At 71.7% G+C, this 13,902-nt stretch carries 15 protein-coding genes; all 15 read left to right on the top strand.

The window, feature by feature from the left end:
- Window positions 1–13 precede the first annotated feature (13 nt).
- The 15 genes from JX283_RS00765 (at window position 14) to holA (ending at window position 13,848) form a co-directional block, all read left to right on the top strand.
- Window positions 14–1,078: a glycosyltransferase family 2 protein gene (locus JX283_RS00765; RefSeq protein ID WP_204828885.1), complete on the top strand. Its 1,065-nt coding sequence runs from the start codon at window positions 14–16 to the stop codon at window positions 1,076–1,078.
- 183 nt (window positions 1,079–1,261) lie between these two features.
- Window positions 1,262–1,834, top strand: coding sequence for a bifunctional pyr operon transcriptional regulator/uracil phosphoribosyltransferase PyrR (pyrR, locus tag JX283_RS00760; RefSeq protein ID WP_204828884.1), 573 nt, complete (start codon window positions 1,262–1,264; stop codon window positions 1,832–1,834).
- Entirely contained in the window at window positions 1,834–2,766 is a 933-nt protein-coding gene (locus JX283_RS00755; protein WP_204828883.1) for an aspartate carbamoyltransferase catalytic subunit, read from the top strand. Before pyrR ends, JX283_RS00755 begins: the two co-directional genes overlap by 1 nt.
- Entirely contained in the window at window positions 2,753–4,042 is a 1,290-nt protein-coding gene (locus tag JX283_RS00750; protein WP_204828882.1) for a dihydroorotase, read from the top strand. Before JX283_RS00755 ends, JX283_RS00750 begins: the two co-directional genes overlap by 14 nt.
- A gap of 50 nt (window positions 4,043–4,092) precedes the next feature.
- Entirely contained in the window at window positions 4,093–4,884 is a 792-nt protein-coding gene (locus tag JX283_RS00745; RefSeq protein ID WP_204828881.1) for a dihydroorotate dehydrogenase electron transfer subunit, read from the top strand.
- A complete protein-coding gene (locus JX283_RS00740) occupies window positions 4,878–5,807 on the top strand; it encodes a dihydroorotate dehydrogenase (protein ID WP_370583382.1) in 930 nt (309 codons plus the stop codon). The genes JX283_RS00745 and JX283_RS00740 overlap by 7 nt, the downstream gene beginning before the upstream one ends.
- Window positions 5,798–6,520, top strand: coding sequence for an orotidine-5'-phosphate decarboxylase (gene pyrF / locus JX283_RS00735; protein WP_204828880.1), 723 nt, complete (start codon window positions 5,798–5,800; stop codon window positions 6,518–6,520). Before JX283_RS00740 ends, pyrF begins: the two co-directional genes overlap by 10 nt.
- A gap of 17 nt (window positions 6,521–6,537) precedes the next feature.
- Window positions 6,538–7,134 carry an orotate phosphoribosyltransferase gene (gene pyrE / locus JX283_RS00730; RefSeq protein ID WP_135977378.1) on the top strand — a complete coding sequence of 199 codons (597 nt, stop codon included), beginning with the start codon at window positions 6,538–6,540 and terminating at the stop codon, window positions 7,132–7,134.
- Between the two features lie 87 nt (window positions 7,135–7,221).
- Entirely contained in the window at window positions 7,222–7,530 is a 309-nt protein-coding gene (mihF, locus tag JX283_RS00725) for an integration host factor, actinobacterial type (RefSeq protein ID WP_204828879.1), read from the top strand.
- Between the two features lie 3 nt (window positions 7,531–7,533).
- Window positions 7,534–8,094, top strand: coding sequence for a guanylate kinase (gene gmk / locus JX283_RS00720; RefSeq protein ID WP_135977380.1), 561 nt, complete (start codon window positions 7,534–7,536; stop codon window positions 8,092–8,094).
- Window positions 8,095–8,100: 6 nt separating this feature from the next.
- Window positions 8,101–8,382, top strand: a complete 282-nt coding sequence (locus JX283_RS00715) for a DNA-directed RNA polymerase subunit omega (protein WP_204828878.1) — start codon at window positions 8,101–8,103, stop codon at window positions 8,380–8,382.
- Window position 8,383: 1 nt separating this feature from the next.
- Window positions 8,384–9,634, top strand: a complete 1,251-nt coding sequence (gene thiI, locus JX283_RS00710; RefSeq protein WP_204828877.1) for a tRNA uracil 4-sulfurtransferase ThiI — start codon at window positions 8,384–8,386, stop codon at window positions 9,632–9,634.
- 154 nt (window positions 9,635–9,788) lie between these two features.
- Window positions 9,789–10,475, top strand: coding sequence for a helix-hairpin-helix domain-containing protein (locus JX283_RS00705; RefSeq protein WP_135977383.1), 687 nt, complete (start codon window positions 9,789–9,791; stop codon window positions 10,473–10,475).
- Entirely contained in the window at window positions 10,468–12,801 is a 2,334-nt protein-coding gene (locus tag JX283_RS00700) for a ComEC/Rec2 family competence protein (RefSeq protein ID WP_204828876.1), read from the top strand. Before JX283_RS00705 ends, JX283_RS00700 begins: the two co-directional genes overlap by 8 nt.
- Before the next feature lie 45 nt (window positions 12,802–12,846).
- On the top strand, window positions 12,847–13,848 hold the full coding sequence (gene holA, locus JX283_RS08705; protein WP_370583380.1) for a DNA polymerase III subunit delta: 1,002 nt from the start codon (window positions 12,847–12,849) through the stop codon (window positions 13,846–13,848).
- Window positions 13,849–13,902 lie beyond the last annotated feature (54 nt).

Below are 13,902 nucleotides of genomic sequence, written 5' to 3'. Positions count from 1 at the left end.
GCCGAGGAGGCCCATGGACGCCGCCCCGCTCTTCTCACTGGTGATGTGCCTCTTCGACGTCGAGTCCTACGTGGGGGAGGCGGTCGAGGCCCTTCGCGCGCAGCAGTTCGACGACTGGGAGCTCATCATCGTCGACGACGCGGCGGAGGACCGCTCTGTGCTCCGCGCCCTCAGGGCAGCGGGCCGGGACCCCCGGATCCGCATGGTCCACAACAACGCCAACCTGGGCCTCGCCGCGTCGCGCAACCGCGGTCTCGACCTCGCCCGAGGGCGCTACGTGGCCTTCCCCGACGCCGAGGACCACCCGGAGCCCGACTACCTCTCGGTGGCCGCGGAGGCCGTCGCGGCGGAGGACCCCGACGTCGTGGTCGAGGGGGTCGTCGAGGACTACTTCAACCACCGNGGCAACGTCGCCTTCTCCGAGGAGCTTCGCGCGCCAGCCGGCGTCTACGAGGGCGACGAGGTCGACCGCCTCATGCTGCCGTTGGGCGTGGGCAGGCTCATCGACTTCGTGTTCACCAAGTTCTTNCGCCGCTCCATGGTGGGGGAGGCCCGGTTCGAGGTGGGGCGTCGCCACTACTCGGAGGACTTCTTCTTCGNGCTCGAGATGATGGAGCGCGCCCGCAAGGTCGTCGTGGTGGACCGANGNGCCTACCGTTTCGAGAAGCACATCCGCGCCGAGCGGAACCTCACCTTCACCGAGGGCACCTTCCTCGNGAGCGAGCGCCGCGTGGCCGCCCTCCAGCTCCACCAGCAGGAGCACGGCCTCGACACCCCCGANAGCCGCCGGGCCCTCNGCGNCGTCTACGGCCGTGCCATCATGGACGAGGTCGCCCGCATCACCGAGCAGATGAGCGACGTTCCCAAGGGTGAGCGCATCGCCTGGCTGGGGAAGGTGAGGGAGGACCCGCTCTTCGAGACCGTCGTGGCGGGGCCAGGGCAGCCCGACGGCTTTCTCGACGGCCTCATCCACCAGGCCCTCGTGGACCCCAATCCCAAGAAGGCCCTGCGCCTGGGCCACCTCATCGGCTACCTCAAGAGCTTCGGCCCCGAGTCGTGGTCGCGCGCGCAGCCGTGATCTTTCGGGGATGTGGGAAACTCCCTTGTTCTTTTCCTTGCCTTCGGGTACAGTGTCCAAGACCTTTAAGAGCGGTACGGGATGCCGTCAAGGCGATAGAACATATCAAGGCCACATCTGGCCCGCCTTCGCACGGACGCCCTGCCGCATCGGCCGGAGCGTCTTTTTTGTGAAAGGAGCCAGATGGAGCAGACGAAGCCCAAGGCCACCATCATGGACGAGGCCACCATGGACCGCGCGATCACGCGCATCGCCCATGAGATCCTCGAGCGTAACGAGGGGGCCGACACCATCGCCCTCGTCGGCATCGTGCGCCNCGGCGCCACGATCGCGCGCAAGCTCGCCGATCAGATCGAGGCCATCGAGGGCACCCGCCCGCAGGTGGGCCTCCTGGACATCAGCTTCTACCGAGACGACGTCACGAGGCGCCTCGCGCCGGTGCTCCACAAGACCGAGATCCCCTTCAACGTCGACGGCAAGGACATCATCCTCGTCGACGACGTCCTCTACACCGGGCGCACGGTGCGCTCGGCCCTCGACGCGCTCATGGACTTCGGCCGCCCGGCCACCATCCAGCTCGCTGTGATGGTCGACCGCGGCCACCGCGAGCTGCCCATTCGCGCCGACTACGTGTGCAAGAACGTGCCCTCCTCCCGCGACGAGGACGTGCGCGTGTGCCTGGAGCCCCTCGACGACCACGTGGCCGTGGAGATCTGGGACGTGGAGACCGAGAAGAAGCCCGGAGGTGCGGCCTGATGCTTTCCGTTCGCAACCTGATCGACACGACCTCTCTCACCGCCGACGACATCACGCAGATCCTCGATGTCGCCCGCTCCTTCGACGAGGTCAACAGCCGATCCATCAAGAAAGTCCCGGCCCTGCGCGGCCGCACCATCGTGAACCTCTTCCTCGAGCCCTCCACGCGCACCCGCAGCTCCTTCGAGCTGGCCGAGAAGCGCCTCTCCGCCGACGCCCTCAACATGGGCGGCTCCACCTCCTCGGTGGTCAAGGGCGAGTCCCTGGCCGACACCATCCAGACCATCGACGCCATGAACGNCGACATGNTCNTCTGCNGCGCCAAGTTCGCCGGCACCCCGCACCTCATCACCGAGAACACCGACGCCCGCGTCATCAATGCCGGCGACNGCAAGCACCAGCACCCCACCCAGGCCATGCTCGACCTCTACACCATCCGCGAGCACTTCGGCCACCTCGACGGCCTCAAGGTCGCCATCGTNGGCGACCTGCTCCACNGCCGCGTGTGCGGCTCCCTCGTGCCCGCCCTCAAGACCATGGGCGCCGAGGTCACCCTCGTGGGCCCGCCCACGTTCCAGGTCGTCGACCCCGCTTACTACGGCGTCGAGCAGACGAGCTCCCTCGACGAGGTCATCGAGGAGATGGACGTCGTCTACATGCTCCGCGTCCAGCTGGAGCGCATGGGCGGCGCCGCCATCCCGAGCCGCCGCGAGTACAACCGCCTCTACGGCCTCGACCTCGCGCGGCACGCCCGCATGAAGGAGGGCGCCATCGTGTGCCACCCCGGCCCCATGAACCGCGGCATGGAGATCATGCCCGAGGTGGCCGACGCCCCCAACTCCAAGATCCTGAACCAGGTCAATGCCGGTGTCTGCACCCGCATGGCCGCCATGTACCTGCTGCTCGGAGGAGACGACAATGATGTTGCTTAAGGGTGCCCGCGTCATCGACCCCCAGGTGGGGATCGACGGGGTCATGGACGTGCTGGTCGACGGCGGGCTCATCGCCGAGGTGTCCGAGGCCGNGGACGCCCCCGAGGGCTGCGAGGTCGTGGACTGCGCCGGCAAGGTGCTCGTCCCCGGCCTGGTTGACATGCACGTGCACTTCCGCGACCCCGGTTTCGAGTACAAGGAGGACATCGCGTCCGGTGTGNGCGCCGCGACCCACGGCGGCTTCACCGACGTGGCCACGATGCCCAACACCGACCCGGTGACCGACACCGGCACGGCCGTGCGCTACCAGATCGACCGCGGCGCCGACGCCGGCCTCACCCGCGTCCACNCCATCGGCGCGCTCACCCGCGGCGAGGACGGCGAGTCCCTGGCCGAGATCGGCGACATGGTCATGGAGGGCGCGTGCGGCTTCTCCGACGACGGCCACGGCGTCCAGTCCGCCGGCATGATGCGCACCTGCATGGAGTACGTGAGCCAGTTCGACCGCGCCGTCATCGCCCACTGCGAGGACGAGTCGCTCACCGCCAACGGCGTCGTCAACGAGGGGCGCNCCAGCACCCGCCTCGGCATGTTCGGCTGGCCGGCNCTGGGCGAGGAGCTCGAGGTCATGCGCGACATCGAGCTCTGCCGCCTCACCGGCTGCCCGCTCCACGTGGCCCACATCTCCACGGCCCGCTCCCTCGACCTCGTTCGCGCCGCCAAGGCGGAGGGCCTGCCCGTGACCTGCGAGGTCACCCCGCACCACCTCTTCCTCACCGAGGAGAACATCACCGACTCCTACAACACCAACCTCAAGGTCAACCCGCCGCTGCGCACCCGCGACGACGCCGAGGCCCTCGTGGCCGGCCTCGCCGACGGCTCCATCGACTGCGTCGTGTCCGACCACGCCCCCCACGCCGCCCACGAGAAGGACTGCGAGTTCGAGATCGCCTACTTCGGCACCGTCGGGCTCGAGACCACGCTCCCGCTCATGCTCACCTACCTCGTGGACCGCGGCACCGTCACCTGGCAGCGCCTCGTCGAGGTGCTGGCCGTGGCGCCCCGCCGCATCCTGCGCCTCGCGCCCGTGGCCGTGGAGGCCGGCGCCGCCGCGGACCTCACCCTCATCGACCCCGAGGCCGCCGTCACCGTCACCCCCGAGTACTTCGAGAGCAAGTCCAAGAACTCNGCGTTNCTCNGCCTGCACCTCAAGGGGGCCGCGTCCGACGTGGTGNTTGGCGGTAAGCGCGNTCTGGAGGCGGGCCTCGTTCGCTGATGGCATAGACTGACCATCAGCAGCCCGCCTTTCAGAAAGGAGCCCCGTTCATGCCCACCCCCTCGCCGGCACGGGTCCACGACGCCGTCGTGGTGTCCAANGTGCCAGTCGCCTCGNGCCTGTGGAGGCTGGTCTTCCGNGCGCCGCGCCTGGCCGCGTCGCTCTCCAGCGGCCAGTTCTTCAGCATCGCCGTCCCCGGCGAGCCCAAGCAGACCGCCCGCGTGCCGCTCTCCTTCTCCGCCATCGACTACGACGCCGGCACGGTGGAGACCGTCTACGCCGTCCAGGGGCCGNGGACCCGGGCCCTGGCCGCCATGGCGCCGGGGGCCGAGACCACCGTGCTCGGCCCGGGCGGCCACGGATGGTCGATCGACGCCGCAACCCACCGGTGCCTCATGGTCGCCGGCGGCTGCGGCATCACCCCCATCCTCTCGGCGGCCGTCTNCANNGGGCNNGAGNGCNNGGACTACGACGTGGTGGTGGGGGCCCGCACCGGTTCGGCCGTCTGGGGCGTCGACCGCCTCGTGGCCTCCGGCGCCGGCAACGTCATCGTGGTGACCGACGACGGCACGGCCGGCGCCAAGGGTACCACGGTGGACGTGGTGGAGAGCGCCCTTCCCACCGAGAAGTACGACCTTGTCCTCACCTGCGGCCCCGAGCCGATGATGAGGGGGGTCGCGGAGCTCTGCGCGGAGTGGTCCGTCGCGTGCCAGGTCTCCATGGAGCGGATGATGACCTGCGGCTTCGGTGCGTGCGCCACCTGCGTGGTGCCCACGGACCACGGCAATGTGGGCGCCTGCATGGGCGGCCCGGTCTTCGATGCCACGGAGGTGGTCTGGTGAGCGCCCCCAACATGGCCGTCGACCTCGGCGGCATCCAGATGAGCAACCCCGTCAACACCGCCGCCGGCACCTACGGCTTCGGTTGGCAGTTCGAGGGGTTCTACGACGTGTCCANCCTCGGCGCCATCACCACNAAGGGATGCGCCGCCGAGCCGTGGCCCGGAAACCCGGCGCCCCGCATGTCCGACGTCACCTCCGGCGTCATGAACTCCGNCGGCCTGCAGAACCCCGGCGTCCGCGGCCTCGTGGCCGAGGCGGGGGAGTACCTCGCCGGCCNTTCCGAGAAGGGGTGCCAGGTCATCTGTCAGGTGGCCGNCCACTCGGTCGACGAGTACGTGGCCGCCGTCGAGCTCTTCGAGGAGCTCGCCCCCTGGGCGGCCGGCCTNGAGATNAACATCTCGTGCNCCAACATNGCCGCCGGCGGCTGCGCCATGGGCTCCACGCCCGAGGGGGCGGCCGAGGTCGTCCGGGCCGTGCGGCCCCGCACCTCGCGGCCCCTCCTCGTGAAGATGGCCCCGGCCCGGGTGGTCGACGTCGCCCGCGCCCTCGAGGCCGAGGGCGCCGACGCCCTCTCGGTCATCAACTCCATCCCGGCCATGGCCATCGACGTTCATACGCGCCGCTCCAAGCTGTCGCGTCCCACGGGCGGCCTCTCGNGCCCCGTGCTCCACAACATCGCCGTGCGCATGGTGTGGGAGGTGGCCCAGGCCGTCGACATCCCCATCAACGGCGTGGGCGGCGTCGCCTCCGGGGAGGACGCGGCCGAGTTCATCCTCGCCGGCGCCACCGCCGTCTCCGTGGGCTCCGCCAACCTCTTCGACCCCGAGTGCGCGCCGCGCATCCTCGCCGAGCTCGAGGAGTGGGTCGCCTCCCAGGGCGTGGACGACGTCAACGAGCTGATCGGAGCCTTCGAATGCCAGTGAGTGCAGACGCCAGGGACCGCGTNATCGTCGCCCTCGACTGCTCGCGCTCCGAGGCCCTGCGCCTCGGCCGCGAGCTCGCCGGCACCGTGGGCTGGGTGAAGGTTGGCATGACCCTCTTCTACGCCTGCGGGCCGGACATCGTGGACTACCTGCGCGGCCTCGGTTTCAAGGTCTTCCNCGACCTCAAGCTCTTCGACATCCCCCATCAGGTGCGCGGGGCGGCCCGGAGCGCCGTCTCCTGCGGCGCCGACATGCTCTCGATCCACGGCCTCGGCGGCGCCGCCATGGTGGCCGCCGCCCGCGAGGGGGCGTCGTCGGTGGGCCGCACCTCGTCCTGCGACATCGTCGCCATCACCGTGCTGACCTCCATGGACCAGGCCTGCGCCNACTCCNTGGGGCTCGCGGGCCCCGNCGACCGCGAGGTGGCTCGCCTGGCGAGCCTCGCCTGCGCCAACGGCGCCGACGGCATCGTGTGCTCGCCCAACGAGGCCTCCGCCATGCGGGCCCTCCTCGGGCCGGCCGCCCGGATCGTGTGCCCCGGTGTGCGGCCTGCCGGCTCCGACCTCGGCGACCAGTCCCGTGTGGCCACGCCCGCCGAGGCGATCGCCCGGGGGGCGAGCCGCATCGTGGTGGGCCGCCCCATCACCGGCGCCGACGACCCGGTAGCGNCCGCCCGGGCCGTCGTGGACGAGGCCGCCGCGGCCCTCGACTGACAGAAAGGACCAGGAAAATGGACAAGCGTCTGGACGACGCCGCCATCATGGGAATCCTCGAGGAGACCGGGGCCGTGCGCCACGGCCACTTCGTGCTCACGAGCGGGCGCCACTCCGACACCTACATCCAGTGCGCGCGCGTCATGGAGAGCCCCACGACCACGGTGGAGCTCGCCAGGGAGGCCGTCGAGCGGCTCCCTGAGGACGTGCGCTCCGCCGTCGACCTCGTGGCNTCCCCGGCCGTGGGCGGCATCACCTTCGGCTTCGCCATGGGCTACGCCCTCGGCGTCGACTTCATCTTCACCGAGCGCCAGGAGGGCAGGATGTGCCTCCGCCGCTCCTTCGAGGTGCCCGAGGGCGCGAAGGTGCTGGTATGCGAGGACGTCGTGACCACCGGCGGGTCCGTCAAGGAGGTCTGCGACCTCGTCGAGGCCGCCGGCGGTGAGGTGGTGGGCGTCGTGTCCATCATCGATCGCCAGACCGACCGTCTCTTCGACGCCCCGTTCTTCCCCTTGCTGGCCGTCGACGCCGCCTCGTGGGACCCCTCTGAGTGCGAATTGTGTGCTAATGGGGGGCGTCCTGAATCCCTCGGGTCGCGCCGGCTTGCAAAATAGCCGCTAGATTGCCAGAATAACCGTGCTGCCGACGCTTTTCGTTATCGGCTGCACACTTGAACTGTGACCAATCGATAGGAGTTATCCATGGCACTTCCTCAGCTCTCTGAAGAGCAGCGCGCNGAGAACCTCAAGAAGGCTGCCGCCGCCCGTCACGCCCGTGCAGAGCTCCGCGAGAAGATCAAGAACGGCGAGGTCTCCCTCGAGGAAGTCTTGAACTCCGACGACTCCGCCGCCACCCGCANNCCCGTGCGCGCCCTCATCNNGNCGCTGCCCGGCTACGGCAAGGCCAAGGCCGCCAAGATCATGGAGGAGCTCGACATCTCCCCCAAGCGTCGCGTCCAGGGCCTCGGCGCCCGCCAGCGTGAGCGTCTCCTCGAGATTCTCTCCAAGTAACCCGTGGCTGCCCGCCTTTTCGTCGTCTCGGGACCGTCTGGCGCGGGGAAGGGGACGTTGGTCTCGGCCGTGCGCCGGGCCCGCCCCGACCTCGGCCTGACGGTCTCTGCCACGACGCGCGCACCCCGTCCCGGCGAGGTCGACGGCGTGGCATACAGCTTCAAGACCGACGCCGAGTTCGACGCCATGGTCGAGGCCGGCGAGTTCCTCGAGTGGGCCCACGTCGCCGGCCACCGCTACGGCACGCCCGTCTCGGAGGTGGAGCGCGTGCTGGCCTCGGGCCACTCGCTCATCCTCGAGATCGACGTCCAGGGCGGCCTCAACGTGAAGCGGCTCATGGACGACGCCGTCCTCGTCTTCATCGAGCCCCCCTCCATGGAGGAGCTCGAGCGCAGGCTCAGGGGCCGCGGCACCGAGTCCGACGAGGACATCGCCCTCAGGTTGGGTCAGGCCGCGGGTGAGACGGCCCTCGCGGCATCCTACGACGCACGCATCGTGAACGACGACCTCGACCGGGCGACAGCCGAGCTGCTCTCGACGGTCGAGGCCTTTGAATCGGAATGAGGTTTCATGTCCATCACCAAGCCCGACATCGACGACCTGCTCGCCAAGACCGAGGAGAACCCCTTCCTGCTGTGCTCCATCGCCTCCAAGCGCGCCTGTGACATCNANAGCATGCTGCGCGGCCAGCACCTCCGCGTCACGGCCATCCAGGACGTCGACGACATCACCACGGTTGTGAGCGGCAAGGACCCCATCTCCATCGCCATGGACGAGCTCGACGGCGGCGTCCTCGGCTACAACGTGGCCGAGTTCGACACCGAGATCGCCGACGGCGACACGAACAACTAGTATGGCTTCCCGCGTCTGCCTGGTCCACTACCACGAGATCGGGCTCAAGGGGAAGAACCGCAAGACCTTCGAGGACCAGCTGGTGGCCAACCTCCGGCTGGCCCTCCGTTCGTTGCAGGTCTCCTCCGTCCGCCGCATCTCCGGCCATATTATGGTCACCTTCTCGTCTCCCGAGGCGCCGTTCGAGGCCGTGGGCCTCATCCGCCAGGTCCCCGGCGTGGCCCGCGTGTCCCTGGCGTTCCGCTGCCTCCAGGACCCCGACGACTACCTGCCCGCAGCCGTCGAGGCCCTGGGTGAGGTCGGCGGGTGCGGCTCCTTCAAGGTGCAGGCCAAGCGCAGCAACACCGACTACCCGCTCCACACCATCGAGCTCAACCGCCAGATCGGCTCGGCCCTCTGCGAGGCCTTCCCCGACCGCAGTGTGGACGTTCACGACCCGGACGTCGAGGTCCGGGCGCTCTTCAACGAGGGCTCCGCCTTCATCTACGCGGCGAGCGAGCGCGGCGTGGGCGGCCTGNCCGTGGGCACCGCCGGCAAGTGCGTGTCGCTGTTCTCGAGCGGCTTCGACTCCCCGGTGGCAACGTGGATGATGGGGAGACGCGGGGCCACCATGGTCCCCGTGCACTTCTCCGGTCGCCCCATGACGAGCGACGGNNGCGAGTGGCTCTGCCAGGNCCTGGTGCGNGCCCTCNGTCCCGAGGGCGCGGTGGGCAGGCTCTACGTCGTCCCCTTCGGCCAATGCCAGCGAGACATCGCGCTCGNCGTCCCGCAGTCGCTGCGCATCCTCATGTACCGCCGGCTCATGTACGCCGTNGCCGAGCGCATCGCCCTCGTCGAGGGTGCCNAGGCGCTCGTCACCGGCGAGTCCTTGGGCCAGGTCGCCTCCCAGACGCTCGACAACATCCGGGCTACGTCCGAGGTCGTGACGGCCATGCCGGTTTTGAGGCCCCTCATCGGCTCCGACAAGCAGGAGATCATCGAGCGCGCCAAGGCCATCGGCACCTATGACATCAGCTCCCAGACGGCGCCCGACTGCTGCACGCTCTTCATGCCGAGGAGGCCCGAGACCCACGCCAAGCCGGCCCAGGTGGCCGAGGCGTGGGGGCTCTTCGACCACGACGCCATGGTGGAGGGGCTGCTCCGCACCGTGGAGTATGTGGACTTCGANACCTGCGGCGCNTACCGGCCCCCGGCGCGTTGGCGCGAGCGGCACGACGCCTTGGCGCCGGCCCCGCTCCCCGACGAGGGCTGACCTCCCTCTCCATCGTTCCTCCATACCGACCGGCGGTGTCCCCGAGCAGGGGTTCTGTCACCGCCGGTCGGTCTCTTGTCGGGGCCCGGTCGGGGTCCCGTCGGGACCGTCCCCTAGGCTCGGGCTCCCAGGGGATTCGGCTGAGGGAGGGCCCGTGGCGCAGAGGGGGACGAGGGGTTCCGGGCGGCGTGTGCCGCGGTGGGTGGTCGTCGCGGCCGGTGTCGCCGCGCTCGCGGCGGTCGGCTGGCTCGCGGTGGGCGCGTCCGTGCCCGGGGACGTCGTCATCGAGCGCGGGGGCGACGCCGGGCCGGAGGCGCCCGCCGCGGAGGACCCCGGGAGCGGGGACGGCGGCGCGGGGGATGCGGTCGCCCAGGCTCCCGAGGAGGCCGCCGCGCCTCCCACCGTGCACGTCGACGGGGCCGTCGCGTCGCCGGGCGTCTACTCCCTCGAGGGGGACGACCCCCGCGTCGCCGATGCCGTGGAGGCGGCGGGCGGCCTCGTCGAGGGCGCCGACACCTCCTCGCTGAACCTCGCGGCGCGGGTCGAGGACGCCATGAAGGTCCACGTGCCCGGGGAGGGGGAGGAGGCCGCCGCCCCGTCCTCCGACGGCACGGCGCAGGCGTCCGCAGGCGTCCCGTCCGACCCCTCCGCCCCCGTGAACCTCAACACCGCCACGGCCGAGGAGCTCCGGACGCTGCCGGGGGTGGGGGAGGCGACCGCCGCCGCCATCCTCGAGGACCGCGAGGCCAACGGCCCCTTCACCTCTGTGGAGGACGTCATGAGGGTCTCGGGCATCGGCGAGAAGAAGTTCGCCAAGATGCGGGAGCGGATCCGTGTGTGAGTGGCCGGAGCGCCCCCAGGTACCATGGGCGTTCGTCGTCTTCCTCGCGGCGGCCGGGTGCGTGGCCCTTCAGCTCCGGGCCGGGTGGGTCCCCGGCCCCGGCCAGGCCGCCCTGCTCGCTGCCGCCTGCGCCGCGGCCCTCGCCGCCGTGCGCAGGATCCGGCCGGCGCTCGTCGGGCGCGCCGCAGTCGCCGCGGCCGCCGTGGGGCTCGCGCTTGTCTCTGGGTCGCTCGAGCTCGCCTCCCAGGCGCGGGGCCGCGCCCTCCTCGAGGGGACGCCCGTCTCGAGGCTCTCCCTCACCACGGTCTCCGACGCCGTCGAGGGCACCTANGGGTGGAGCTCGGAGGCCGAGGCGTCCCTGGGCGGCGTCACGGTCGGGACCGTGCGCTTCCGGAGCGACGTGCCGCTCGGCCTCCGGGAGACCGTGGAGGGGGTGGGGACGTTCTCGGCGCCGGGCGAGGAGTACGCGGCCGAGATGCGCGGCCGCGGCCTGCTCGGGACGGTGCGGCTCTCGACCATCCGCGGCCGTGCTCCGGCACCGGGCCCGCTCGGGGCGTTCGCCCGGGTGAGGGCGTCGCTGCTCGAGGGGTTCCGCCCCGACGCCTCGGAGGCCCACGCCGTCGCAGCGGCGCTCGCGCTCGGGTGGCGGGGGGCGCTCCGCTCCACCGGCATCGCCGACACGGTGTCGGCGGCCGGCGTCTCGCACCTCGTGGCGGTCTCTGGCGCCCACCTTTCCGTGGTGGCGGCGCTATTCGGCGGGGTCGCGTCGCGGGCCAGGCCCCTCTGGGCGCGGACCGCGGTCACCGGGGTCCTCACCGGGTGCNTCGTGCTGCTGTGCGCCGTCCCGGCGTCGGCCCTCCGTGCCTGGGCCATGGCCCTCGCCTCCTCCGCCTCCCAGGTGGCGGGCCGGAGGGCGAGCCCCCTCGCGGCCCTGGGGTGCTTCGGCTGGCTCCTCTGCTGTCTCGACCCGACGGCGGTCTCGGACCTGGGGTTCTCGCTCTCGTGCACCTGCGTCGCCTGCCTCNCTCTCTTCGGCCCGTGGGCCAGGGCCGCCCTGGACCGGGTCGTCCCGGCCCCGCGCCCCCGCCCACACGCTGGGGCGCTTGCGCGCGCCCGCTCGTCGGCCCGCTCGCGCTGCGTGTCGGACCTCGCGGCGGGGCTCCTGTGCTTCGCGGCCTCGGCCCCCATGGCCGCCTCCGCCTTCGGGACCCTGAGCCTTGCGGGGCCGCTCTGCTCCATGGCCGCGGCGCCGCTGTTCCCCGTGCTGCTCGCATCGTCCCTCGCCGCGGTGGCCCTCGCGGCCGTCCCGGTGGCCGGCGCCGTGGCCGACCTCGCCGCCACGGGCGCGGCGTCGGTGCTCCTCGGCATCTGTCGGGCGGCCGCCGCGTTCCCGTGGGCGGTCCTGCCGGTGGAGGTCCCCGGGGCCGTGGGCGCCGTCGCCTCGGTCCCGGCGGCCGCCGCGCTCCTCGCGCTCTGGCCGAGGCCCCGGACGGCCGCGCTCCGGCGCGGTGTGGCCCTCGTCCTNGCCGCCGCCTTCGTCGTCGGGGCGCTCCCTTGGCTCGAGCCGCCGTCCCTGGAGGTGCTGGACGTCGGCCAGGGCGACGCCCTGCTGCTGCGCGACGGCCCACGGGCCGTCCTCGTCGACTGCGGGCCGCCCGGGGGCGGCCTTGCGCCGTCCCTGCGTTCCCGCGGCGTCGCGTCGCTGGACGCCGTCGTGCTCACCCACCAGCACGACGACCACTACGGCGGGCTCGGGGAGCTGGACGGCTCCGTGGCGGTGGGGAGCCTGGTCGTCGCGGAGGGAGTGGGAGCCTCCCTTTGCGAAGGGGTAGCCTCCGCGGNCGACGCACTNGGCGCCCCGGTCCGGGACGTCTCCGCCGGCGACGCGGTTCAGGTGGGAGGATGGAGGCTCGAGGCCCTCTGGCCGGAGGGCCCGGTGGACGGAACGGAGAACGCCCACTCGCTCTGCCTACTCGCCACCCACGCCCGAGGGCTCCGCGCCCTTCTCGCCGGCGACGCCGAGAGGGGCGAGCTCTCGCGGTTCGTCCCGGCGGTGGGGCCCGTGGACGTCCTCAAGCTCGGCCACCACGGATCCGAGGCGTCGCTCGACCGGGCGTGCCTCGGTGCGCTCCGGCCGTCCCTCTGCGTGGCCTCGGCGGGGGCGGGCAACGCCTACGGCCACCCGGACCCCGTGTGCGTCACCCTCGTGGAGGGGAGCGGGTCGCGTTTCCTGTGCACCGCCGAGCACGGCCCGGTGCGTGTGTTCGCCGACACCTCGACGGGGGTCCGGGTCTCGGTGGGACGCCCCGAGGCCCTGGCGGCGTGACCCCCGCGCCGTGGTAGGCTGGACCGACAGGGGAGAGGAGGGCCGGTGGCCCAGCAGCTGTTGCCCGCCTACGTGGCGGTGGGAGACAACAAGGTGATGCGCGAGGAGGCGGTGGCCCGCCTCAAGCGGCACCTCGACCCCGCCTTCGGGGAGTTCAACCTCGACGAGTGCCGCGAGCCCGCCAAGCTCACGCGGGACGGCCTGCTGCAGTCGCTCGACCAGCTCNCCTTCGGGGACGACCAGCGCTTCGTCATCGTCCACGGGGNCGACCACCTCCCCAAGGACGTGTCGGAGGCCGTCGTCTCGTACCTCGGGGACCCCAACCCCCNNACCGTCCTCCTCCTCACCGCCGAGCGGCTCGCCCGCAACACGCGGCTCTACAAGGCCGTGGCGGCACAGGACCCCAAGCCCGGGAAGAAGGGGCCCGTCACCGTCATCGGGTGCTCGCTCCCCAAGNCCTGGGAGCTCCCGGGTCTCTTCGCCNGCTTCTGCGNCNNCTTCGGGNTGGCGGTGNACCAGGCCGCCGCCGCCGAGGTCGTTGACCGCGTCGCCNCCGCCAAGGGCGACCCGACGCCCATGCTCCGCCAGGTGGCCTTCCAGCTCTCGTCGCGCTACGGCGCCGGCGCCTCCCTGGGCCTGGCCGAGGTGAGGGACTCCGTGGCGCGCATCGTCGAGCCCAAGCCCTGGACCTTCGCCGANGCCGTGGCGGAGCGGGACCTCCCGCGCGCCCTCGAGCTCTACGGCCTGTTCCGCGGCGACCCCGAGATCCTCCTCCACATGTTCGCCGTGGACCGGCTCCGCGAGCTCGTGTGCTGCCGGAGCCTCATCGCCCAGGGGCGCGGGACGCCCGAGGCCGTGGCCCAGGCCTTCGGCTACCCGTCTCAGCAGAGGTGGCGCTACAAGAACCACCCCCGGTGGGCCAGCGGCTTCACCGACGCCGAGCNNTCCCGCNCGCTCCGCGGCGNTGTCGAGTGCGAGCGCACCCTCAAGGGGTCCGGGAGCTCCCGGACCGCCTTCGTCCGGTGGGTCTCGTCCGTGTGCTCATAANGGTATGTATCAGGCGCCTTACAATACCGTATGAATGGGGCCATGGGCGCCGTG

Origin of the sequence: Olsenella sp. CU969, from assembly GCF_905219715.1 — a bacterium.
Lineage (GTDB): Bacteria > Actinomycetota > Coriobacteriia > Coriobacteriales > Atopobiaceae > Granulimonas > Granulimonas faecalis.
The sequence above is the reverse complement of the archived record's forward strand: the minus strand, read 5'-3'. Positions and strand labels throughout refer to the sequence as shown.